The organism is Kribbella sp. NPDC050470 (genome assembly GCF_044458365.1).
GTDB lineage: Bacteria > Actinomycetota > Actinomycetes > Propionibacteriales > Kribbellaceae > Kribbella.
Map to the genome: position 1 here is coordinate 452,067 of NZ_JBITHV010000007.1, position 21,630 is coordinate 473,696.

Consider the following 21,630-nt stretch of genomic DNA (forward strand, 5'->3'; position numbering starts at 1 on the left):
CGTGACGGTTGTGGAGGCTCATGGGGCCGTTGACGCGGTCTGGCGGATCGAGTCGGCCCGGATCATCGCCGGGGTGGCCCGGATCGTGCGGGACGTCGGCCTGGCCGAGGAGCTGGCCCAGGACGCGCTGGTGGCGGCGCTGGAGCAGTGGCCGGAGTCCGGTGTGCCGAACAACCCCGGCGCCTGGCTGATGGCGATCGCCAAGCGGCGCGCGATCGACCTGATCCGGCGCAAGGAGACCTACCAGCGCAAGCTCGCCGAGATGGGCCACGAGCTCGAGATCGACAGCAATGGAGTGGAGGACAGCGTCGAAGACCAGGTCGAGGCGATCCTCGAGGACCACATCGAAGACGACCTGCTCCGGCTGGTGTTCACCGCCTGCCACCCGGTGCTGACCATGGACGCCCGGGTGACGCTGACGCTGAAGCTGCTCGGCGGCCTGAAGACCGACGAGATCGCCCGCGCGTTCCTCGCGCCGGAGGCGACGATCGCCCAGCGGATCGTCCGGGCCAAGCGCAACCTGGCCAAGGCGGGCGTCGAGTTCGAGGTGCCGTCCGGTGACGACCTGCTCGAGCGGCTCACGTCCGTGCTCGAGGTCGTCTACCTGATCTACAACGAGGGCTACTCGGCGACCGCGGGTGACGACTGGATGCGGCCGGCGCTCTGCAACGAGGCGATGCGCCTCGGGCGGCTGCTGGCCGAGCTGATGCCGCAGGAGCCCGAGGTCCACGGCCTGCTCGCGCTGATGGAGCTCCAGTCCTCGCGCGCCAACGCCCGGATCGGCCCGGACGGCGAACCCGTCCTGCTGCTCGACCAGGACCGCCGGCGCTGGGACCGCCTGCTGATCCGCCGCGGTCTCGAAGGACTCGACCGGGCCTGGGCGCTGGACAAACCGCCCGGGCCGTACCTGCTGCAGGCCGCAATCGCCGCCTGCCACGCCCGCGCGGCGGACCCCGACGACACCGACTGGGCGCGGATCGCCGGCCTGTACGCCGTACTCGCGCAGGTCACTCCGTCACCGGTGGTCGAGCTGAACCAGGCGGTCGCGATCTCGATGGCGTTCGGCCCCGAGCGCGGGCTCGAGTCGGTCGACGCGCTCGCGGACGAGCCGTCACTGAAGGACTACCACCTGCTGCCGAGTGTGCGCGGCGACCTCCTCTTCAAACTCGGCCGGCTCGACGAGGCCCGAGCCGAGTTCGAGAAGGCCGCCGCACTCACTCGCAACGAACGCGAACGCACGCTCCTGCTGGAACGCGCCGCGGCCTGCTGACTACTTGGAGCAGGTGTAGACGGCGGCGTTGTCGAGCCACCAGTTCGCCGGGATCAGGTCGGCGAAGTCCTTGCCGTGCTCGGTCCAGCGGAACTTGAGCTGCTTGCCCTGGAACTCGGTCAGGTCCAGCCGGCTGGTCTCCCAGCCGCCCGAGTTGCCGTGCCAGGCAGCCGGCTCGTCGGCGAAGTTCTCGTCGACGGTCGGGCCGTTGACCCAGCTCAGCCCCGCGCTGTCCTTCCAGGTCGCGCCACCGTTGTCGGAGTACTCCAGGGTGGCGGCGCCGGTGCGGACGCCGAAGATGACGAACACGTTGTAGAAGTTGTACGCGTGCGTGAAGCGCAGGTACGTCTTCGCCTTCTTGATCTTCGTCCCGTTCGCGGTCTGCAGGCTGATCGAGCCCTCCGGGTCGGTCGCCACGCCGAGCATCGAGTCGTCGCCGTCGAGGGAGTACGACGTGTCGACCAGCGAACCGTCCAGGCCCTCGGCCTTGCCCAGCACCCAGCCCTCGTCCCGGACCACCTTGCCGTCGGGGTACTCGGCGAAGCTGGTCCTGAACAGGTTCTTGGCCTTCGCACCGTTGGTGTCACAGACCGGCGCCTGAGCCGGCTTGCCGATCGTCGGCTCGAAGTCCATCTCGGTGGCCTTGACGGCCAGTTCGACCTGGGCGCAGTCGGCCTTGGTCATACCCGACTTCCTCTTCTTGGCGAGCTTGGCGCAGGTCGCCCGCAGCCCCTCGGCCAGGTCGCCGTAGTCGGCGCCGGTGGTGAGCACCTTCTGGGTCTCGTGCCACAGCACCTCGGAGCGGGCCAGGCCGATGCCGAGCAGCTTCTGGCCGTTGAACGCGCCGCCGTCCGCGATCAGGTACGCCGCCTTGTTCGCCACTCCGGAGTTGCTGTGCACGCCACCGTTGTCCTGGAAGAACGTGTCGTCGAACCACTTCGCGCTGCGCATCCGGTCCGGATCGTTGTACCGGGTCGGGTCGGACATGCTCCGGATCACGCCCAGGCTGGAGCCCTCGCCGATCTGCCAGCGGTTCGCCGGGATGTCGTCGGCCGACCCGTTGGTCAGGTCGACGAACTCGCCCAGGATGTCGGAGAACGCCTCGTTGATCGCGCCCGCCTCCCACAGGTAGGCCAGGCCGGAGGTGTGCTGGGTGACGCCGTGGGTCAGCTCGTGGCCGGTCACGTCGTCGGTGCTCACGCCCTCGCCGAAGGCCATCTGCTCGCCGTTCCAGAACGCGTTCGCGAACGGGCAGCCGCCCTCGACGCAGACCCGAACCGTGCCGCGCAGCGCCTTGCCCAGGCCGTCGCCGTAGTCCACGCCGATCAGCTCGGTCAGGTCGGTGCCGAGCGCGGCGTAGGTGTCGGAGGTGTCGCCGAAGAACTCGAACACCTGGTTGACGTCGGTAACGGTCGACGGCGGGCCGCCCTCGACGCGGGTCGGCTGGAACACCGTGCCGCAGCGAACGTCCTCGTAGCCGGTCTCGATGATCGCCCGGTTTGCGTCGCAGACGACCCGGTTGATGTTCGCGTTCAGGTTCCAGGCGAGCAGCGCCTTACCGGCCGAGGCGTGCACCATCGCCTGCCAACGCACGTCACCAGGGCCGTGGACCTCGAACATGTAGACCGGGATGGCGACCGAACCGGGCTGGCGGGACATCAGGCCGAGGTCGAACCAGCGCGGACCGATCAACTCGGACGACAGCTTGCCGGCGTCGACTTTCGCCCGCTGCGCCACAGCCTGTACGGCGGAACCCGTGGCGGCCGCCTTGGCCGCGTCCACCTTGTCGGCGGCGGGGAAAGCGCCGTACGTGGCCAGGGTGACCTCGCCGTTGGCGGACTCGAGCGAGCCGGCCTTGTCGAGGTTGGTGACGATCTCGCCGCCGTACACCGGGACGCCGTCGACGGTCTGCTGGAAGCGGGTCTGCGAGCCGTACTCGGTCAGCGTGCTGGTGGTGGCGACCAGGTCCGCGGGGCGGGCGCCGAAGTACGGCGCAACCGTGGCGACCTGGGCCTTGGCGACGGCCAGCGAGTCGGGCTTGCTGGTCGCCGACCGGGCGGCCTTCGACGCCACCGACGCCGGCGCCTTCAGCGGGGTCGCGGGCCGGATCGAGTGCGCGCGGCCGAGCGAGTCGCGCTTGGTGACCAGGCCGGCGCCACCGCCGGCCGGGCCGTCGAGCTTGCGGACCTCGGGGCTCTGGGCCACCGGATCCGGCGGGGCGCTGTTCGCGAGCCCGGGTGAGGTGAGCGTCAGTGCGACTGCGCCGGCGGCAAGGCCGGCCAGCCAGGTGCGTACTTTCACGGGGTTCCTCCCAGTTCCGTCAGGCGCCGGGAACGTCACGAGGGCCCCCAAGCCCGTCCCCAGCCGGAACGTCCGCCCATGCGAGGCGACAAGCGGGGGCGGACGCTTGTACTGACTGCAGACTGTCATCTGACAGACGCGCTGCGCGACCTTATTGTGGCCTAAGTCACACTCGGCACGGGATTTCCTACACCGCGGTCGATTTTCGCGACCGATGTTCGACGCGTCGGTGAGGCCAAGCCACGACGCGGGAGGATTCGACTATGAACACTGTTGTCTCGAAGGACGGTACGACGATCGCCTACGACCGGCGTGGCGACGGCCCCGCACTGGTACTGGTCGACGGCGCGCTGTGCAGCCGAGCTCAGGGCCCGATGCCGGACCTGGCCGAGCAGCTGGCGTCCGGGTTCTCCGTCTACAACTACGACCGGCGCGGCCGCGGCGACAGCGGCGACCAGGCCGAGTACGACATCGAGCGCGAGATCGAGGACCTGGCTGCCGTGATCGAGGCGGCCGGCGGATCGGCGTACGTCTACGGCACGTCGTCGGGCGCGGCACTGGCGCTCCGGGCTGCCGAGGCCGGGCTGCCGATCACGCGGTTGGTCGCGTTCGAGCCGCCGTACGTCGTGGACGACAGCCGCAAGCCGATCCCGCGGACCTGGGTGTCCGACCTGGGGGCGCTCGGTCCGGGCGACGCGGTGAAGTACTTCATGACCAAGGGCATCGGGCTGCCCGGGTTCGTGGTCGCGCTGATGAAGCTGATGCCGGGCTGGAAAGGCATGAAGGCGGTCGCAAACACCCTGCCGTACGACGCGGCGATGCTCGGCGAGAACTGCTTCGGGCAGCCGCTGGACGCATCGCAGTGGGCGAGCATCGACCAGCCGGTCCTGGTCGTCAACGGCGGCAAGAGCCCGGGCTGGATGAAGACCTCGGTGCGGGCGCTCGCGGCCGCCGTACCGGGTGCGAAGCATGAGGAAGTGCCCGGTCAGAACCACGTCATCAAGGCGTCGGCCATCGCACCGGTGATCGCCGGCTTCCTGCGCTGAAAACAGCAGGGGCGCCCGGACCACCTGGTCCGGGCGCCCCTCGGTGCTGTTCGCTCAGCTGACGGTGATCAGGCCGCCGGCGTTGCCGCGGGCCGCGTCGAAGCGGGCCTGCGCGTCGGCCCAGTTCACCACGTTCCACCAGGCCTTCACATAGTCCGGCTTCACGTTCTTGTACTGCAGGTAGAAGGCGTGCTCCCACATGTCCAGCATGGCGATCGGGATCTGCCCGGCCGGCAGGTTGCCCTGCTGGTCGTACAGCTGGTGGACGAGCAGCCGGCCGGCCAGCGCGTCCCAGCCGAGGATCGCCCAGCCGGAGCCCTGGATGGTGGTCGCCGCCGCGGTGAAGTGGGCCTGGAAGCCGTCGAACGAACCGAAGTACTCGTCGATCGCGGCGCCCAGCTCACCGTCTGGCTTGTCGCCGCCCTCCGGGGACAGGTTCTTCCAGAAGATCGAGTGGTTGACGTGCCCGCCGAGGTTGAAGGCGAGCGACTTCTCCAGCCCGACGATCGCGCCGAAGTCACCCTTCTCGCGGGCCGCGGCCAGCTTCTCCAGGGTGTCGTTCAGGCCGTTCACGTAGGTCTGGTGGTGCTTGGAGTGGTGCAGCTCCATGATCTCGCCGGCGATCGACGGCGCCAGTGCGCCGTAGTCGTAGGGGAGGTCGGGAAGCGTGTACGTGGTCAACTCTGCTCCTTCGTCGGGGCCCCGCGAGGGCCGGTATCTCCGATGTCCTTGTTCAGCGGCACCAGCTTGAAACTTCAACCACGGTTGAGGTCAAGGCGCCACGCGGGCCAGGTGGTGCATCTCTCAGGTCCCGGCGGGCACGTCCGACCAGTGCCCGGTCCAGGCCCGTTCACACAGGCCCGCACCGGTCACCACCAGCTTCACATACTCCGCCCTCGGAGCCACGGGCGGAGTCTCATCTCAGAGCAGCGGCCGCAGTACGGCGGCGAACGGCGCCGGGTCCTCCGCGAACCCGATGTGGTCACCGGGGAACCGGGTCGGCTCGATCCCGAGCCCGGCAGCCAGCGCGGTCGTGGTCCGGTCGCACAGCTGGCCGCCCGACTCCGCCCCGATCCCGGCCACGATCCGGACCCCGCCGTCCCGCAGCGCGCCAAGGTCCGGCTTCCAGGTCACACTCGCCCGCAGCTCGTGCTCGAACCAGAACCGCTCGTCGGCCACCACCCGCGGATCGCGCTCACCACCGAACATCATCTGCAGCATGTCGTCCGGCAGTTGGATGTTCGCGATCACGAAGAACTGCCGCCAGGCGCCGAGCACGTCACCGGCCAGGTAGTCGGCAATCATCCGCTCGGTCGCCGCCAGCAGTTCGTCCGCGTCGTCGACCAGCGTGTCCAGCGGCGGCTCGTGCGCGATCACCGCACTCACCAGCTCCGGATACTCCTGTGCCAGCGCCAAGGCCGTGACCGCACCCCCACTCGACCCGAACACGGTCGCCGGCCCGGCATCGACGTACTCGATCAGCCGCGCAAGATCCCCGGCCCGCTCCTCCGGCGTGGACCCCACACCGTGCAGCCGACTGCGGTTGATCCCCCGCGGATCGGTGGTCAGTACGGTGTGATCCACCGCCAGCAACTCCGCCAACGGCGCAAACGAGTCCGCATCCATCGGCGCCCCTACCAGGACGACCAACGGCCCACTCCCCCGCACCTCGTAGTACAACTCCGCTCCGGGAACTTCCAGTGTGTTGTTCATGGCATCACCACGAACGGCACCCCGCCGGATGGACACGGGCTCGGTCAGTTCTGGTAGAGGTCCGAGTTGGGGTCGAAGTCGGCTTCCTCGACGACGCGGCGGACTTCTACCTCGCTGGTGAGGGCTTCGGCGAGGCGGGCGGCCCATTCGATGGCTTCGTCGCGGTTGCGGACCTCGACGACGATGACGCCGCCGATGAGCTCCTTGGTCTCGGCGAAGGGGCCGTCGGTGACGGTGCGCTTGCCGGCGTCGACCTTGACGCGGGCGCCCAGCGCGCTGCGGTGGACGCCTTCGGCGAACAGCAGGACGCCGGCCTTGGACATCGCCTCGACGGCCTGGCCGACCGCCTCGGCGATCTCGTCCGGCGGGAACTTGCCGGCCTCGCTGTCGGCGTCCGCCTTGTTGATGATCATGTATCGCATCGCAGTGCTCCTCGTCGTGTCGGTCTGATCCTTACTCTCACGTCGAGCGGTTCATCGCCAGATCGACACCCGCGGCGCGAGAAACTCAGATCATCGGCCATCCTTGACCTCGACCAAACTTGAGGTTGAACACTGTCGTGCATGACTGAACTGAGCACGCAGGACGAGCAGGCCATCCGCGAGTTGGTCGAACACGCCGACAAAGCGCAGAGCGACGCGGAGGTGCTGCCCGGCCTGCACACGTCCGAGATGGTGATCGTCAACATCGCCGGGCGGCGGCTGTTCGGGCGGGACGCGTTCAGCCAGGCGATGGCCGCGGCGCTCGGCTCCGACCTGAAGGACGTCCGGACCAGCGTCGAGATCGTCGACGTCCGGGCGCTCACCGAGGACGTCGCCCTGGTGAGCTGCGTCAAGACGGTCCACGACGAGCGAGCGGATGCCGCCCCGGACGCACTGCCGGCCAGGGGCGCGTTGACCTACGCGGCACTGCGGACCTCGGAGGGTTGGCGGCTGGCGCTGGCTCAGACGACGCCGATTCAGTTCGGCTGATCGCCGTCCGGGTGGTAGGCGCAGGCGTCGACGAGGTCCTGGGTGGGAGCCGGCGTCGCAATGGTGGTCGGCTTGCGGGTGGGCTTGGTCGTGCCCGGCGTCGTCTTCGGGGCGGTGGTGGCCGGCGGCGTGGGCTGCTCGAGGGCCGCCTCGACCGTGTCGCGCAGGGCGTCGTAGTCCGGGTGCAGGTACTTCAGCCGCAGCTTGCCGGCGTCGAGGTGGACGTTCGAGACAGTCCCCGACTTCACCCGCAAGCCCAGCTCGACCAGCGCGGGCAGCAGTTCCTGCGGGATGTCGGTGCGCAGCAGTTGCTGGCCGGCCCTGGCGATCGCCTTGTACTTGGTCACCAGGGTCTGCGGGTCGGCCGCGTCGACGATGCCCTTGATCGCGCAGCGCTGCCGGATCTGGCGTTGGTCGTCGTCGGCGCCGTACCGGCCGCGGGCGAACCACAGCGCGTGCCGCCCGTCGAGGTGCTGGTTCGGACCCGGCTCGATCCACTCGCTGGGCGGGATGTGTGAGCTGCTGACGCCGCCCATCGCGACCCGCTCGTTGACGTTGACGGTGATGCCGCCGAGCGCGTCGACGAGTTCGGCGAACCCCTTCAAGTTGGCCTGCACGTAGTAGTCGAGCTTGAGCCCGATCGCCTCCCCGACGGACTGCTTCAGGACGTCTGCGCCCTCGTTGTCGGACGGGCCGAGGATTCCGGGGTGCGCGGCCGGGATGTTCTGGTACATCGCCGTCAGCATCCACTCCAGCCGGCCCTCCAGGCTGAGCCCTTCCTGGCCGTAGCCGTTCGGGTAGATCTCGTGCAGCGGCGAGTCCTTCGGGAACGGCATGAAGGTCAGTTGCCGCGGCATCGAGATCAGCGCGGTGTTGCCGGTCTTGGTGTCGATACTCGCCACGATCACCGTGTCGGTCCGGACCCCGGGCCGGCTCGGCGCGTCGTCGCCGCCGAGCAGCAGCAGGTTCAGCCGCGGCTTGTCCTCCCACGGGTCCTTGGTGTCGATCTCAGTCGGCCGGGTCGCGCTCTTGCCCTCGCCCTGCGCGACGAACACGTCCTGGACCAGGTCGCGCTGCGCCAGCACACTCTGTACGCCGATGGCCGCCGGCACCGCGATCGCGAAGCACAGCATCCCGACGAACAGCGCCCCGACGGCCCGGCCGACGGCCCCACCTGTTGCCGGACGCAACGAGCGGTGCGACGCGACGATCACCGCCATCCAGAGCACCGCGAGCGCGCCGATCGCGACCGAGGCCATCAGCAGCCGGCTCGGTACGACGCTCGCCGCGAGCACGTCCTCGCGCCGGGTCAGGCCGACGTACACACCGAGGCCGACCAGCCCAAGGGTCAGGATCAGGATCAACGCGCCGATCCGGCGGCGACCGCCGGCGATGAGTCCGGTCCCGGGGAGCAGGGCGCCGAGCAGCGTCAGCCCGAGCAGCCTCGGCACCGACCGCGGCCGGCGCGGCGGAACGGCATCAGCCACCTCGGAAGTCTCCGCACCACGTTTCCCCATGGCTCCCCTGTCGCCGTCCCCAGATGTCCCCAGATCCAGTGTGCGTCAAGTACCCGCACCTGTACCTCCTCAGACGTGTTACAGGGGTGATCGGTTGTCACACGGGGAGGTGACTGCCCGAAAGGCCCGGGGTTTCGACGAGGGTGCGGACCACGACGGCGATGCGTTCGGGCGGGCTCCAGCGGCTGGTGTCGGCCTTCGGCATCGCGGCCCGGTTGGCCGGGGTGTCGATGGTGCCGGGGATGATCGTGTTCACCCGAATGCCGTCGGCCGCGTACTCCGCGTGCAGGGCGTCGGCGAAGGCGAGCACCCCGGCCTTCGCGGTGATGTACCCGGCCGCACCGGAGAACGGCCGCAGCGCCGCGCCGCTCGACGTACAAACGATTGCTCCGCCGCCGCCGGCGAGCAGGTGCGGCAGCACTGCCTGGGTGATCAGGTACGTCGGACGCAGGTTGAGCCGGAGCAGTCGCTCGAAGTCCTCGACCGGCGTCTCGTGCACCCGCGCCCCGGACGCGAACCCGCCGACCAGGTTGACCAGCGCGGTCAGCGGTGCGCTCTCGTCGGAGGTGGCGAGCGCGACGACGTCCGCCGTACCGGCCGGGTCGAAGGGGTCGGCGACGATCGGGTTCAGCCCCGGATCCGTGCCGAGCCGGGCCAGCGACTCCTCGGTCCGTCCGGGGACGACCACCCGCCACCCGGACCGCAGGAACTCCGCGGTCACCGCCGCGCCCAACGCACCGGTGCCTCCGGCAACCACCACCGTCTCATCCATGGCCCCGAGCCTATCGGGGCGCACCGCCGCGTTAGGGTCGGCGGTTGTGCGGATTCTGATGCTGGGCGGGAACGGGTTCGTCGGGCGCGCGGTCGTGGCGGACGCGCTCGGGCAGGGCGCCGAGGTGACGTCGTTCAGCCGGGGCAAGAGCGGGACCGACCTGCCGCCGGAGGTGACGCAGTTGGTCGGCGACCGCGACACCGGTGACTACGAGTCGCTGCGGACCGGCGAGTGGGACACGGTCGTCGACCTGAGCGGCTACCAGAGCCGGCACGTCGACGACGCGATGGACGTGCTCGGCGACCGGATCGGACGGTACGTGTTCATCTCGAGCCACGCCGTCTACGTGCGCGACCTGCCGGCCGGCACCGACGAGACCGCAACCCGCCGGCCCCCGATGCGCGCGGCCGAGTTCCTCGACAACGACACCTACGGCATGTGCAAGGTCGCCTGCGAGGACGACGTCCTGGAGAGGTACGGCGACCGCGCGACGATCGTGCGGCCCGGACGGGTGACCGGTCCCGGCGACACGGCGAGCACAGTCCTCTACTGGGTACGGCGTGGTGCCCGAGGCGGCCGGGTCGCGTTGCCGACGAAGCCGGAGCAACCGCTGCAACTCACCGACAGCCGCGACCTCGGACGACTCGTGGTGCAGCTGGTCACGGACGATCGGTCCGGTGCGTTCAACGCGGTCGGCCCGTTCACCACCATCGCCGAACTGATCGAGATCTCTGCCGACCTGTCCGGCAGCACTGTCGAGTTGGTGCAGATCCCGACCGACGCCGTACCGCCGCGCTTCCCGCTGATCGAGCCCGAGGCTGAGTGGGGCGAGCGCCGCCGCAACCCGGCGAAGGCTCGGGCCGCCGGCATGCCGGTCACGCCACTGCGGCAGACGCTCGCCGACCTGATCGCCTGGGACCAGGGGCGCGGCGAGCCCGATCTCGGTTTCGGTCTCTCACCTGAAGAGGAGCAGCGCCTACTCGGGGAGCGCTAGAGTCCGGCCGGCGTCGCGGGCGGCGTTGATGCTGCGGGTCAGGGTGTCGCGGAGCGCGCTCGCCTCGTCGGCGAAGCCCTGGACGATGGAGGTGTCGCCGGCCGGTTCGGTGCGGGCGAGGAGCTCGATGTAGCGGTCGCCGTCCCCCAGCGCGGCCTCGGCGCGGAGGGCGGCGTCGGCCGAGCGGACCCGGTCGGCGTACCGGTCGAGCAGGTCGACCTTGCGCTTGATCGCCTCCACCGAGAGCGCGAGTGCCCGGCGTTGCGGTCCGAGCACGGCCTCCAGCTCGGCGGTCGCCATCCCACGCGCGACCTCGCGCTGCCGGGCCCGCAGCGCGGTCTGCTCGCGCAGCACCTGCGCGATGTCCCAGAGCTGTTCGGGCAGCACCAGGTCGTTCTTCACGTCGTCCAGCAAGCCCTGCCGGGTGACTGTTGCCTCAAGCACCGTTTTCACCGCGCGCTGCCCCCGGCCGAGCAGCCGGCCGGCCTCCTCGTCGAAGTCCTCCGGCAGCAGGTACTTGCCGTGCTGCAGCCGGACCGCCTTGTGGCCGCGGTCCTCGACCCCGGTCTTGACCAGGACGCCGACCGTGGCGACGCCGGCGATCCCGGCCAGTACGACGGCGGACCAGGCTGCCACCTCCGCCGGCAGCGTCGCGGCCATCACGATGAGGGCGAGGATCCAACCGCCGACGCAGACCGCCAGCCAGACCAGCAAGGTCCCGAAGGTGTTCCCGGGCGCGACCGACCAGGACGTCTCCCGCTTCGGCTTCGGTTGCCCGGCCGGGACGAACAACTCGGGCCGGTTCCGGTACAGCCGCCGTACGCCGTCGGGAACGTCGGGCGCGTACACCGGCTCCATCGGCACCTCCGCGGCGGTCGACACTGTCAGCACTCAGCGTAGCCGGGACAGCTTTACTTCGAGCCCGTCCAGAACCAGTTCGAGACCGAACTCGAACAGTCGGTCGAGGTCGTAGTCGAAGTCGAAACCGGGCTGGAACACGGCCCGGAATCCGGCCAGGCCCTCGAGGCTGATCATCGTGCTGATCGGGTCCAGGTGCTCGTCGGCCCACTCGTCGGCGGTCATCCCGGTGTCCTGCTCGGCCTGCACCTCGGCCTCCATCGCCAGCGCGACGCCCCGGACGTACGCGAACACCGTGATCGCGGTGTAGAGCGCCGTACTGCCGTCGAGGCCGAACGGACCTAGTGCACGTAGTACGGCGTCGGTGTGCGGCAGCAGGTTGGGCAGCGCCTGCGGACGGCTCAGGCTGATCGCGCTCGCCAGCCAGAGATGCCGCCGGTACGCCGCCCACTGCAGACGGGCCGCGGTCTCGATCCCCGCTCGCCACGTCGTCGCCGGCTTGGCCGGGAACGGGAACTCGCCGATCGCGGTGTCGACCATCCGCAGGACGAGCGCCTCCTTGCCGCCGACGTACCGGTACAGCGCCATCGTCGACACCCCGAGCTCGGCCGCGATCCGGCGCATCGACACCCCGGCCAGCCCCTCGGCATCGGCGATCGCGATCGCCCGCCGAACGACCTGCTCGCGGTTGAGCTCGAGCGGCTGCTCCCGGGTCGGCCGGACCGCGGCGGGCGGCGACCCGACCACGGTGCCGACGCCCGGCTGGGCGTGGACGAGGTCCTGCTGCTGAAGCACCTGAAGCGCCTTCGTGGCGGTCGCCATCGCCACGCCGAACTCGCGGACGAGCCCCCGCGTGGACGGCACCCGATCGCCCGCAGCCAGTTCGCCCGCCTCGATCCGGCGCCGGATCTCGGCCGCGATCACCTGGTACGGCGCCTCACTCATCAAGCCTCCTGCACTAGTGCGCTCCCCCCGTAGTTGGACTCGGCGAGTAGTGCGCTTCACGGTGTACGTGTACAGCGTACGTGCACTAGCTCCACGAGAGGAACCACGATGACGAAGACCGTTCTGATCTCCGGCGGCGGGATCGCCGGACCGGCCTTGGCGTACTGGCTGCGGCGGCAGGGGTTCACCCCGACGATCGTCGAGCTCGCCCCGTCGCCGCGGCCCGGCGGGCAGACCGTGGACATCCGCGGGACCTCCAAGGTGGTGGCCGAGCGGATGGGCCTGATGCCGGCGATCAAGAAGGCCCAACTGCACGAGCGCGGCCTTGCGTACATGCGGGCCGACGGCCGCACTGCCGCCGAGATGTCGGTCGAACTGCTCGACGGCGCGGGTGCGATCGCCGACATCGAGATCCTCCGCGGCGACCTGGCCGGCATCCTGCACGACGCGACCAGCAACGACATCGAGTACCTGTACGGCGACTCGATCGCCGCGCTGGACCAGGACGCGACCGGCGTCGACGTCACCTTCACCAGCGGCACCCGGCGCCGGTTCGACCTGGTCGTCGGTGCGGACGGCGTGCACTCCCGGGTCCGGAAGCTCGCCTTTGGGCCGGAGGAAGACTTCGTCCACCACCTCGGCGGCTACACGTCCTTCTTCACCGTCGAGTCACCCGAGCCGCTGAACCACTGGATGAAGATCTACTCCGCTCCCGGCGGTCGCTGGGTCGGACTCCGGCCGGACCACGACGAGCGGTACGCCAAGGCCCTGCTGAGCTTCCGCTCCCCCTTGCTCAACTACGACCGGCACGACGTCGACGCGCTGAAAGCCCTGCTGGTACGGCGATTCACCGGTCTCGGCTGGCACACCGGCCACATCCTCGCCGCGCTCCCCGACGCGGACGACTTCTACTTCGACAGCACCAGCCGGGTCGTCGTTCCGGACTGGTCACGCGGCCGCGTCGTCCTCGTCGGTGACGCCGGCTACTGCGGTTCGCCGCTGGCCGGCCACGGCACCGCGTTGTCCCTTGTCGGCGCGTACGTCCTCGCGGGCGAGTTGGCCGCCGCGGACGGCGATCATGTCCGGGCGTTCCCGTCGTACCAGGCTGAGATGCAGGCGTACGTCGACCAGCGGATGGAGCTCCCGCCGGGCGGGATCAAGATGGCGATGCCGATGACCGCACTGGGCATCCGGTTCCGCGACGCCTCGACCCGGCTGATGACGTCGCGGCTGCTCGCTCCGGCGCTGGCGAGGATGGCGGCCGCCGTACCGGACAGGATCGAGCTGAAGGACTGCTCAGTCCAGTGGCGAGACCCAGTCGGGGTTACGGCCGAGGAGACCGAGTAACTGGTCGAAGTCGGACGCGTCACCGGGGACCTTGACGCTGCGCTCGAACGCGGCGCCGGGACCCCGGACGGCGTCGGTGTCCGGGATCTTGCGGGCCAAGGCGAACCCCTGCTCGACCAGGTCCGGCGGCGGGTCGTACGTGACGTCGATCGCCCGGGCCAGGTCCCAGGCGTGGACGACGCAGTCGAGCAGGTGGAAGGTCAGCGCGATCCGGCGCGGGAACGAACCGTACTCGCGGACCTCCATCAGCCGGTCCAGCGCGCCGCCGTCGGCGAACGCGTCCGCGATCCGCGCGTTGGACCGCCGGTAGGCGCCGGACGGGTGGTCGCCGAGCCGGCCGCCGTTCCAGGCCTGCAGCGGCGCCGACCCGTTCAGCGCCGCGGCGGCGAAGCCCTCGTTCTCGCTGACGATGTGCCGGAGCAGGCCGCGGACGGTCCAGTCCGGGCAGGGGGTCGGGAACCACAGCTGCTCGGGGCGTACCTGCATCACCACTTCCCCGAGTACCGCTCCGGCCCTACGATCCAGATCCCGGATCTCCATCCGTGCTCCTCCCGTCGGCGCCCCCGGCTGAGCATAGGCGGGTTCGGGGTGTTTCGGCAGGGACCTGCGGCGAGCACAAGGGACATCCCGCGCCCCGCAGGCCCGTGAGATGATGCGGCGATGGGCTTCCAGATCGCCAACGTGCCGGACGCCGACCGCGTCCTCGACGAGTACCCGTTCGCAGTCGTGCTCGGGATGATGCTGGACCAGCAGTACGGAATGGAGCACGCCTTCCGCGGCGGCTACAAGGTGCTCAGCCGGTTCGGCACCCTCGACCCGGCGGCGATCGCCGCCGCCGACCCGGAGGCGTTCAAGGAGCTGTGTTCCCAGCCCCCGGCGATCCACCGGTTCCCCGGCTCGATGGCGGCCCGGCTGCAGGAGCTGGCCGCGCTGGTCGAGACCAAGTACGACGGTGACGTGACGCGGCTGTGGACCGAGCCGACGACCGGCAAGGAGCTGCTCAAGCGGGTCCAGGAGCTGCCCGGTTTCGGCAAGCAGAAGGCGCAGATCTTCGTCGCACTGCTGGCCAAGCAGCTCGGCGTCCGGCCCGAGGGCTGGGAAGCGGCCGCCGGCGACTACGCGCTCGACGGGTACCGCTCGGTCGCGGACGTCGTGGACGCGGACTCGCTGCTGAAGGTCCGTGAGTACAAGCAGGCGAAGAAGGCGGCCGCGAAGGCGACCTGATCAGCGGTTCGGGACCCGGGTCCGCCAGAGCAGGTAGACGAAGTACGGCGCTCCGATCAGCGCGGTCAGCAGGCCGGCCGGGATCTGCGCCGGGGCCAGCAGCGTGCGGCCGAGGCTGTCCGAGACGCTGACCAGGATCGCGCCGAGCAACGCCGCGACCGGCAGGATCCGATTGTGCCGGCCGCCGACAAGTGCCCGCGCCGCGTGCGGTGCGACCAGTCCGACGAATCCGACCACCCCGATCGCGGACACCGCCGCCGCAGTCAGCAGCGCCGCGCACAACAACGCGGTCAGCCGCTGACGCTCGAGCCGTACGCCGAGAATCCGCGGTACGTCGTCGTCCAGCGCCAGCAGATCGAGCTCGCGCCGGGAGTGCACGATCAGCGGGGTCAGGACAAGCAGCGCGAGCGCGACCGGCACCACCTGCGGCAGCGTCCGCCCGTAGGTGCTGCCGGACAACCAAGTCATCGCCAGGCTGAGGTTCCACGGATCCGTGGCCACGATCAGCAACGTGATGATCGCGGTCGCCCCCGAGGACACCCCGACACCGATCAGCACCAGCCGGTCGGAGCTCAGACCACCCCGCCACGACACCACGTAGACCAGCGCAAAGGTAGCCAGCGCAGCTACTGCTGCGACGCCGGACAGCAGCCAAATGCTTGCTGCTGGCAACAGCACGAGGGTGATCACGGCACCCACGCCGGCGCCACCGGTGATGCCGAGAATGCCCGGCTCGGCCAACGGATTCCGGCACACCGCCTGGACCGTCGTACCCGCGATCGCCAGGGCCGCACCACACAGTACGGCGGCCACCACGCGGGGGAACCGCTGGTCGAGAACATAGGTGATCGCCCGCCCGGAACGACCGTTGATCCAGTTCAGCACGTCGCCCGTGCGCAGGAACGCGTCGCCGGCCAGCATCGCCAGGACGCCGGCCACGAACAACAGCGTCACAAGCACAGCCGTGACGATCCAGAACGTCCGCCGGCTACGCAGGCCTGAGCTCGCGCCACCCGGCGTCCGGCTCGGACCAGAGTCCCGGTACCGCCGCGCCAGCCACACCAGCACGGCCGCGCCGACCATCATCGTCATCACACCGGTCGGGATCTCCACCCCGGCCTGACCACCGAGCAAAGCCCGGAGTACGACGTCCGCGCTGAGCACGACCAGCACACCGGCCAGCCCGCTCAGTGGAAGCAGCACACGGTGCCGCAGCAGGCCCGGCACCAGCGGAGCGATCAGCCGGACCAGCACCGGCGCGACCAGCCCAACGAAGCCGATCGGTCCTGCGACTGTGACGGCCGCGGCCGACAGCAGGACCGTGACGAGGGTGATCAGCACGCGCACCCGTCGTACGTGAACGCCGAGCACCGACGCGGTGTCGTCGCCGAGCCCGAGGATGTCCAGCTTCGGTGCCAGCAGCAACGAAGCGATGATGCCGACCACCACGACCGGCGTCATCTGGCCGACCGCGTTGAGGTCGGTCTGGACCAGCGTGCCCGCTCCCCAGGCGAACGTGCCGACCGTCTCCTCGCGGTACAGCAGCAAGAGCAGAGTGGTGACCCCGGCCAGCGCCATCGCGACGGCCGAACCGGCCAGGATCAGGCGGGTCGGCCCGGACGAGCCGCCCGCCGACAAGGCGAGGACCAGGACGGCCGCCGCCAGCCCGCCGAGGAAGGCGACTCCCCCGGCGGGCAGCACCGGCAGCGAAACCCCGAACGCGGCCACGACCACGACCGCGAGATAGGCCCCGGCGTTGACCCCCAACGTGTCCGGCGAAGCGAGCGGGTTCCGGGCCAGCGACTGGAGGCCGGCGCCGGCGAAGCCGAGCGCGACGCCGACCAGGACACCGGCCAGCAGCCGGGGCAGCCGGGACGCGATCAGCACGTTGGCCGAGTTGTCCGTGCCCTGGCCGACCAGCAGCCGGAGCAGGTCGCCGGCGTTCACCGACGACGTGCCCTGGGTGAGGTGCACAGCAGCCAGCAGTACGGCGACGACCGTGGCGATCACGAAGACGGTCGCCACCCGGAGCCGCCGTACCGGCTGCTGCAGTGCCTCGGAGACCTGGAGATCAGGCCTCGGGGCGGTCGTCTGGGTCAAGAGGTGACTGCCTGGACGGTTGCGTCGATGAACTGCTGGGTGGACTTCGGGCCGCCGAACATCCAGATGCCGTCCGGCAGCCGGTGCACGTCGTCGCTCTTCACGAACGGCAGGTTCTTCCAGATCGCGTTCTTGGCCAGGTCGCCGCCGAACACGTCACCGCCGTCGGCGTTGTTGGCGATGTAGAGGAAGTTGCCGTTCGGCAGCTTGGTCAGGCCCTCGAGGTCGGTCTGGGCCAGCCCGTAGTCCTTGTCACCGGCGCCGGTCCAGCCGTTCTTCAGGCCGAGCTCGGTGGTCACCGCGCCGAGCAGCGAGCCGGTGGTGTACATCCGGACCGAGATCGTGCTGCCCTGCTTCCAGCCGTCGGCCATGGTGAAGTTCTCGCCGGCCTTGCCCGCGTCGGCGATCTTTTGCTTGCCCTCGGCAACCGCCTTGTCGAAGTCGGCGTTGACCTGCTTGGCCTGGTCGGTCTTGCCGATCGCGCTGCCGATCAGCTCCAGGTTGGTCTTCATCTGCGGGATCGCGTTGGCCGCGTCCGCGCCGCGGATCACCAGCACCGGGGCGATCTTCTCGAACTGGGTGATCGAGTTCGCCGACTCGTCGGTGGTGGTGATGATCAGGTCCGGGCTGAGCGCGGCGATCGCGTCGACGCTGGACTCGCCGCGGGTGCCGACATCCTTCACCGAGGCGTCGAGCTTCTCCGCGGTCACCCAGGCGGTGTAGCCCTTCACGTCGGCGACGCCGACCGGCATCACGCCGAGGGTGATCAGGTTCTCGATCGCGCCCCACTCCAGGCCGACCACCTTGGTGGCCGGCGCCTTCAGGTCGACCTTCTTGCCGCGCGCGTCGGTGACCGAGACCGGCTGGGCCGTGGTCTGCGCGCCGGCGTCGGTGGTGGCGGGTTCGCTCGTCCCGCACGCCGTCAGCGCGAACAGGGCAGCAGCCAGCAGAGCAGTGGTTCTCTTCATCTTTGACCCTCAGATAGTGGTGACGCGGCTTGTATGCTTGCCGATCGGGCGGGTGGTGACGAGGCCGGTGGCCGGGTCGGTGCCGACCTCGATGCGGATGCCGTAGGTCTCGGACAGCGCATCGGCCTCGAGCACCTCCTCCGGCGTGCCGGACGCACGTACCCGCCCTCGATCGAGCAGTGCGATCCGGTCCGCGACGGCGGCGGCCTGGTTCAGGTCGTGCAGTACGACGCCGACCGCGACCCCATGCTGGTCGGCGAGCTCGCGCATCAGGTCGAGGATCTCGATCTGGTAGCGCAGGTCGAGGAACGTGGTCGGTTCGTCGAGCAGCAGGACGCCGGTGTCCTGCGCCAGACAGGTCGCGAGCCACACGCGCTGCAGCTCGCCTCCGGACAGCTCGTCGACCGCCCGGTCCGCCATCGCGGTCACCCCGGTGACCGCCATCGCGTGGTCGATGGCCCGCTTGCCGTCCGGGTCGTCGGTCCGCCAGCGCCCGCGGTGCGGATGCCGGCCGTACCCGACGACGTCGCGCACGCTCACGCCGTTGGGAGTCGGCCGCGACTGCGACAGCAGCGTGACCTTGCGGGCGAACTCCTTCGCGGACAGGTCGAGCGCGTTCACCCCGTCCGGGAAGGTGATCCGGCCGCCATCGGGGTGATGGAGCCGGGCCAGGGCACGCAGCAGCGTCGACTTCCCGCTGCCGTTCGGACCGACCAGCGCGGTGACACTGGCCGCCTCGATACGCAGGGACGCACCGTCGACCACCAGCTTGCCGTGATAGCCGAGGCGCAGGTCGTCTCCTGTCAGCCCCACCGTCTCCTGCATGGAGCAGAGGATAGCCTTACCTTAATTGAACTGTCAGCTTTGCGTTCAGTGCCCGGACGGGATCACAGAGTGAGCGCGAGCCGAGTGGCCTGGTCGATCGCACGCTTCGCGTCGAGCTCGGCGGCGACGTCGGCTCCGCCGATCAGGTGGACCGGGCGCCGGGTGTCCCGGAGCGCGTCGGCGAGGTCGCGGACCGGCTCCTGGCCGGCGCAGACGACGACGGTCTCGACGTCCAGAACCCTTGCATCCCTGCGATCCGGACCGAAGGTCAGGTGCAGGCCGGCGTCGTCGATGCGTTCGTAGTTGACGCCCCGCAACTGCTCGACCTGCTTGTTCTTCAAGGCGGCGCGATGCACCCAGCCGGTGGTCTTGCCGAGGCCGGCGCCGATCTTCCCGGTCTTGCGCTGCAGCAGGTAGACCTGCCGGGGCGACGGCTCGGGCCGCGGCTTGGTGAGTGCGCCGGGCGCGATTGTCGGATCGGTCACACCCCACTCGGCCTTCCACGCCTCGATGTCCAGCGCCGGCGACGACTCGGTGGTCAGGAACTCGCTCACGTCCACACCGATCCCACCCGCTCCGATCACCGCGACGGTGGCTCCGACCGGTCGACGGTCGCGGACGACGTCGACGTACGAGAGGACCTTCGGGTGGTCGATACCGGGGATGGCCGGGACGCGCGGTACGACGCCCGTGGCCAGCACGATCTCGTCGAAGCCGGCCAGGTCGTCGACGGTCGCGCGGCGGCCGAGGTGCAGCTTGACGCCGGTCAGCTCGAGCCGGCGCCGGTAGTACCGGATCGTCTCGGCGAACTCCTCCTTGCCGGGGATCCGCTGCGCGATCCCGAACTGCCCGCCGATCTCGTCGGCGGCCTCGAACAGCTCCACCGAGTGCCCCCGCTCGGCCGCCGTCACCGCCGCGGCCAGCCCGGCCGGCCCCGCACCGACGACCGCAAGGTTCTTGGTACGGCGAGTCGGCAGCAACTGGAGCTCGGTCTCACGGGCCGCCCTCGGGTTGACCATGCAGCTCGCCTTCCGCTTGGCGAACACATGGTCCAGGCAGGCCTGGTTGCAGGCGATGCAGACGTTGATCTCGTCGGCTCGGTCGGTGGTTGCTTTGAGCACCCAGTCCGGGTCGGCCAGGAACGGCCGGGCCATGCTGACCAGGTCGGCATCGCCGCGGGCCAGCACCTCCTCGGCGACCTGGGGCAGGTTGATCCGGTTGGACGTGACTACCGGGATACGCACGTGCGGTTTGAACGCGGCGGTCACCGACGTGAAGGCGGCCCGCGGCACCGAGGTCACGATGGTCGGCACCCGGGCCTCGTGCCAGCCGATGCCGGTGTTGATGATCGAGGCGCCGGCCGCCTCGATCTCTTTGCCCAGCGCAACGACCTCGTCCCAGCTCTGGCCGCCTTCGACCAGGTCGGCCATCGAGAGCCGGTAGATGATCACGAAGTCGTCGCCGACCCGTTCCCGGGTCCGGCGGACGATCTCGACCGCGATCCGGCGCCGGTTCTCCGGGCTGCCGCCCCACTGGTCGGCCCGCTGGTTGGTGCGCTCGGACAGGAACTGGTTGATGAAGTAGCCCTCGGACCCCATGATCTCGACACCGTCGTACCCGGCCTCGCGGGCGTAGGCGGAGCAGTCGACGTACGCCTTGATCTGCTTCTGCACCCCGCGGTCGGTGAGGGCACGGGGTTTGAACGGGTTGATCGGGGCCTTGATCGCGGAGGCGGAGACGCTCAACGGGTGGTACGCGTACCGGCCGGCGTGCAGGATCTGCAGCGCGATCCGGCCGCCCTCGGCGTGCACCGCGTCGGTGACGATCCGGTGCTTGCGGGCTTGCCGCCGACTCGTGAGCCTGGAGCCGAAGGGCGTGAGCCAGCCGGTCCGGTTCGGCGCGTAGCCGCCGGTCACCATCAGGCCGACGCCGCCGCGGGCCCGCTCGGCGAAGTACGCGGCCAGCTTCGGCAGATCCTTCGCCCGGTCCTCCAGGCCGGTGTGCATCGAGCCCATGATCACCCGGTTCGGCAGCACGACATGCCCGAGATCGAGCGGCTCCAGCAGGTGCCGGTAGCCGGTCATGGGGCCTCCCGGCCTGGACTGAGGAGCGGAGGGAGCGAAGCGACCGGAGTGACGAGGGAAGGCCGGGAGTTCCAGCCCCATGACCCGCCGCGCCGGAGGCGTGGCATCAGTAGAGTCATGACTCGTCCTTCCGGAGGGCTTCGATCACTTCGTCGCACCACTCGACGAACGACTCCTCGACACGGACGCCGCCGCGGAGGACCAGGTACTGGTGCAGGTCGCGGCCGTTCAGCGTGGCCGGCTTCGGGAAGTCACGCTTCTGGATCCCGCGGTAGACCTCGAGCCGGGTGGCGTGCTCGGCCCGGTGCCGCTCGACCTCACGCAGCACGACGCCGGGATCGCCGTACGACGCCCCCCGCAGCTTCACGCCGAGTCCGTCCCGCAGGACCGCGGGGTCCTCGGCCTCGGCCAGCCACCGGGCGAGCTCCGCCTTCCCGGCGGTGGAGATCCGGTAGACCTTCTTGTCCGGGCGGCCGTCCTGCGCGATCTCGGTGTGCCGGACCCAGCCGGCCTCGTCCATCCGGCGCAGCACCCGGTAGATCTGCTGGTGGGTGGCCGGCCAGAAGTACCCGATCGACCGGTCGAACCGCCGGGCCAGCTCGTAACCGGACCCGGCCCGCTCGGTCAGTGAGACCAGAATCGCGTGCTCCAACGCCATGGTCGGCACTGTACCTATGCAACTCGTTGCAGTGCAC

The 21,630-nt window shown here is 70.0% G+C and carries 20 protein-coding genes; 6 read left to right on the forward strand and 14 right to left on the reverse strand.

The features are described 5' to 3' along the window. The first annotated feature begins 1 nt into the window (after position 1). Entirely contained in the window at positions 2–1,270 is a 1,269-nt protein-coding gene (locus ACIBGM_RS23250) for an RNA polymerase sigma factor (protein ID WP_396386739.1), read from the forward strand. Here ACIBGM_RS23250 and ACIBGM_RS23255 read toward each other — a convergent pair whose 3' ends face one another. Further along, a complete protein-coding gene (locus ACIBGM_RS23255) occupies positions 1,271–3,571 on the reverse strand; it encodes a M4 family metallopeptidase (protein ID WP_396386740.1) in 2,301 nt (766 codons plus the stop codon). A 263-nt stretch (positions 3,572–3,834) separates the two neighbouring features. Between ACIBGM_RS23255 and ACIBGM_RS23260 the strand changes: the two genes are divergently transcribed. Next, complete coding sequence (locus tag ACIBGM_RS23260) at positions 3,835–4,617, forward strand: alpha/beta fold hydrolase (RefSeq protein WP_396386741.1); 783 nt, start codon at positions 3,835–3,837, stop codon at positions 4,615–4,617. Positions 4,618–4,671: 54 nt separating this feature from the next. On the opposite strand, the gene ACIBGM_RS23265 is transcribed toward ACIBGM_RS23260, so the two are convergent. The 3 genes from ACIBGM_RS23265 to ACIBGM_RS23275 all read right to left on the reverse strand — a co-directional run bounded on the left by ACIBGM_RS23265 (position 4,672) and on the right by ACIBGM_RS23275 (position 6,752). After that, on the reverse strand, positions 4,672–5,298 hold the full coding sequence (locus ACIBGM_RS23265) for a superoxide dismutase (protein ID WP_360538266.1): 627 nt from the start codon (positions 5,296–5,298) through the stop codon (positions 4,672–4,674). Positions 5,299–5,538: 240 nt separating this feature from the next. Further along, complete coding sequence (locus ACIBGM_RS23270) at positions 5,539–6,330, reverse strand: alpha/beta hydrolase (protein WP_360538268.1); 792 nt, start codon at positions 6,328–6,330, stop codon at positions 5,539–5,541. Positions 6,331–6,374: 44 nt separating this feature from the next. After that, entirely contained in the window at positions 6,375–6,752 is a 378-nt protein-coding gene (locus ACIBGM_RS23275; RefSeq protein WP_360538270.1) for a YciI family protein, read from the reverse strand. A gap of 141 nt (positions 6,753–6,893) precedes the next feature. On the opposite strand from ACIBGM_RS23275, the gene ACIBGM_RS23280 reads away from it, so the two are divergent. Beyond that, a complete protein-coding gene (locus ACIBGM_RS23280) occupies positions 6,894–7,301 on the forward strand; it encodes an SgcJ/EcaC family oxidoreductase (protein ID WP_396386742.1) in 408 nt (135 codons plus the stop codon). Here ACIBGM_RS23280 and ACIBGM_RS23285 read toward each other — a convergent pair. Both ACIBGM_RS23285 and ACIBGM_RS23290 read right to left on the reverse strand, forming a co-directional pair. Then, positions 7,289–8,788: an LCP family protein gene (locus ACIBGM_RS23285; protein WP_396386743.1), complete on the reverse strand. Its 1,500-nt coding sequence runs from the start codon at positions 8,786–8,788 to the stop codon at positions 7,289–7,291. The two genes, ACIBGM_RS23280 and ACIBGM_RS23285, sit on opposite strands and share 13 nt — an antisense overlap. 127 nt (positions 8,789–8,915) lie before the next feature. After that, on the reverse strand, positions 8,916–9,590 hold the full coding sequence (locus tag ACIBGM_RS23290; protein WP_360538276.1) for an SDR family oxidoreductase: 675 nt from the start codon (positions 9,588–9,590) through the stop codon (positions 8,916–8,918). A 46-nt stretch (positions 9,591–9,636) separates the two neighbouring features. Between ACIBGM_RS23290 and ACIBGM_RS23295 the strand changes: the two genes are divergently transcribed. Further along, complete coding sequence (locus ACIBGM_RS23295; RefSeq protein ID WP_360538278.1) at positions 9,637–10,584, forward strand: NAD-dependent epimerase/dehydratase family protein; 948 nt, start codon at positions 9,637–9,639, stop codon at positions 10,582–10,584. Here the strand turns inward: ACIBGM_RS23295 and ACIBGM_RS23300 are convergent. Together ACIBGM_RS23300 and ACIBGM_RS23305 are read right to left on the reverse strand one after the other, a co-directional pair. Continuing rightward, the gene (locus ACIBGM_RS23300) at positions 10,567–11,475 is read right to left on the reverse strand and encodes a hypothetical protein (protein ID WP_360538280.1); all 909 of its coding nucleotides are present in this window, start codon (positions 11,473–11,475) and stop codon (positions 10,567–10,569) included. The genes ACIBGM_RS23295 and ACIBGM_RS23300 overlap by 18 nt on opposite strands. Continuing rightward, complete coding sequence (locus ACIBGM_RS23305) at positions 11,476–12,387, reverse strand: GntR family transcriptional regulator (RefSeq protein WP_396386744.1); 912 nt, start codon at positions 12,385–12,387, stop codon at positions 11,476–11,478. A gap of 108 nt (positions 12,388–12,495) precedes the next feature. Here ACIBGM_RS23305 and ACIBGM_RS23310 point away from each other — a divergent pair, with 108 nt between their 5' ends. Further along, positions 12,496–13,734 (forward strand): FAD-dependent monooxygenase, encoded by a 1,239-nt coding sequence (locus tag ACIBGM_RS23310; RefSeq protein WP_396386745.1) that lies wholly within the window; start codon positions 12,496–12,498, stop codon positions 13,732–13,734. Here ACIBGM_RS23310 and ACIBGM_RS23315 read toward each other — a convergent pair. After that, a complete protein-coding gene (locus ACIBGM_RS23315; protein ID WP_396386746.1) occupies positions 13,684–14,274 on the reverse strand; it encodes a TIGR03086 family metal-binding protein in 591 nt (196 codons plus the stop codon). The genes ACIBGM_RS23310 and ACIBGM_RS23315 overlap by 51 nt on opposite strands. Positions 14,275–14,394: 120 nt before the next feature. On the opposite strand from ACIBGM_RS23315, the gene ACIBGM_RS23320 reads away from it, so the two are divergent. After that, the gene (locus ACIBGM_RS23320; RefSeq protein ID WP_396386747.1) at positions 14,395–14,958 is read left to right on the forward strand and encodes an HhH-GPD-type base excision DNA repair protein; all 564 of its coding nucleotides are present in this window, start codon (positions 14,395–14,397) and stop codon (positions 14,956–14,958) included. Here the strand turns inward: ACIBGM_RS23320 and ACIBGM_RS23325 are convergent, their stop codons facing one another. The 5 genes from ACIBGM_RS23325 to ACIBGM_RS23345 all read right to left on the reverse strand — a co-directional run bounded on the left by ACIBGM_RS23325 (position 14,959) and on the right by ACIBGM_RS23345 (position 21,593). Continuing rightward, a complete protein-coding gene (locus ACIBGM_RS23325; protein ID WP_360538290.1) occupies positions 14,959–17,058 on the reverse strand; it encodes an iron ABC transporter permease in 2,100 nt (699 codons plus the stop codon). Further along, positions 17,055–18,026 carry an ABC transporter substrate-binding protein gene (locus ACIBGM_RS23330; RefSeq protein ID WP_396386748.1) on the reverse strand — a complete coding sequence of 324 codons (972 nt, stop codon included), beginning with the start codon at positions 18,024–18,026 and terminating at the stop codon, positions 17,055–17,057. Before ACIBGM_RS23330 ends, ACIBGM_RS23325 begins: the two co-directional genes overlap by 4 nt. Before the next feature lie 9 nt (positions 18,027–18,035). Further along, positions 18,036–18,851, reverse strand: coding sequence for an ABC transporter ATP-binding protein (locus ACIBGM_RS23335; RefSeq protein ID WP_396386749.1), 816 nt, complete (start codon positions 18,849–18,851; stop codon positions 18,036–18,038). A 62-nt stretch (positions 18,852–18,913) separates the two neighbouring features. Continuing rightward, positions 18,914–20,935, reverse strand: a complete 2,022-nt coding sequence (locus ACIBGM_RS23340) for an FAD-dependent oxidoreductase (RefSeq protein ID WP_396386750.1) — start codon at positions 20,933–20,935, stop codon at positions 18,914–18,916. Positions 20,936–21,050: 115 nt separating this feature from the next. Continuing rightward, positions 21,051–21,593, reverse strand: a complete 543-nt coding sequence (locus tag ACIBGM_RS23345) for a PadR family transcriptional regulator (protein ID WP_396386751.1) — start codon at positions 21,591–21,593, stop codon at positions 21,051–21,053. Between the last annotated feature and the right edge of the window lie 37 nt (positions 21,594–21,630).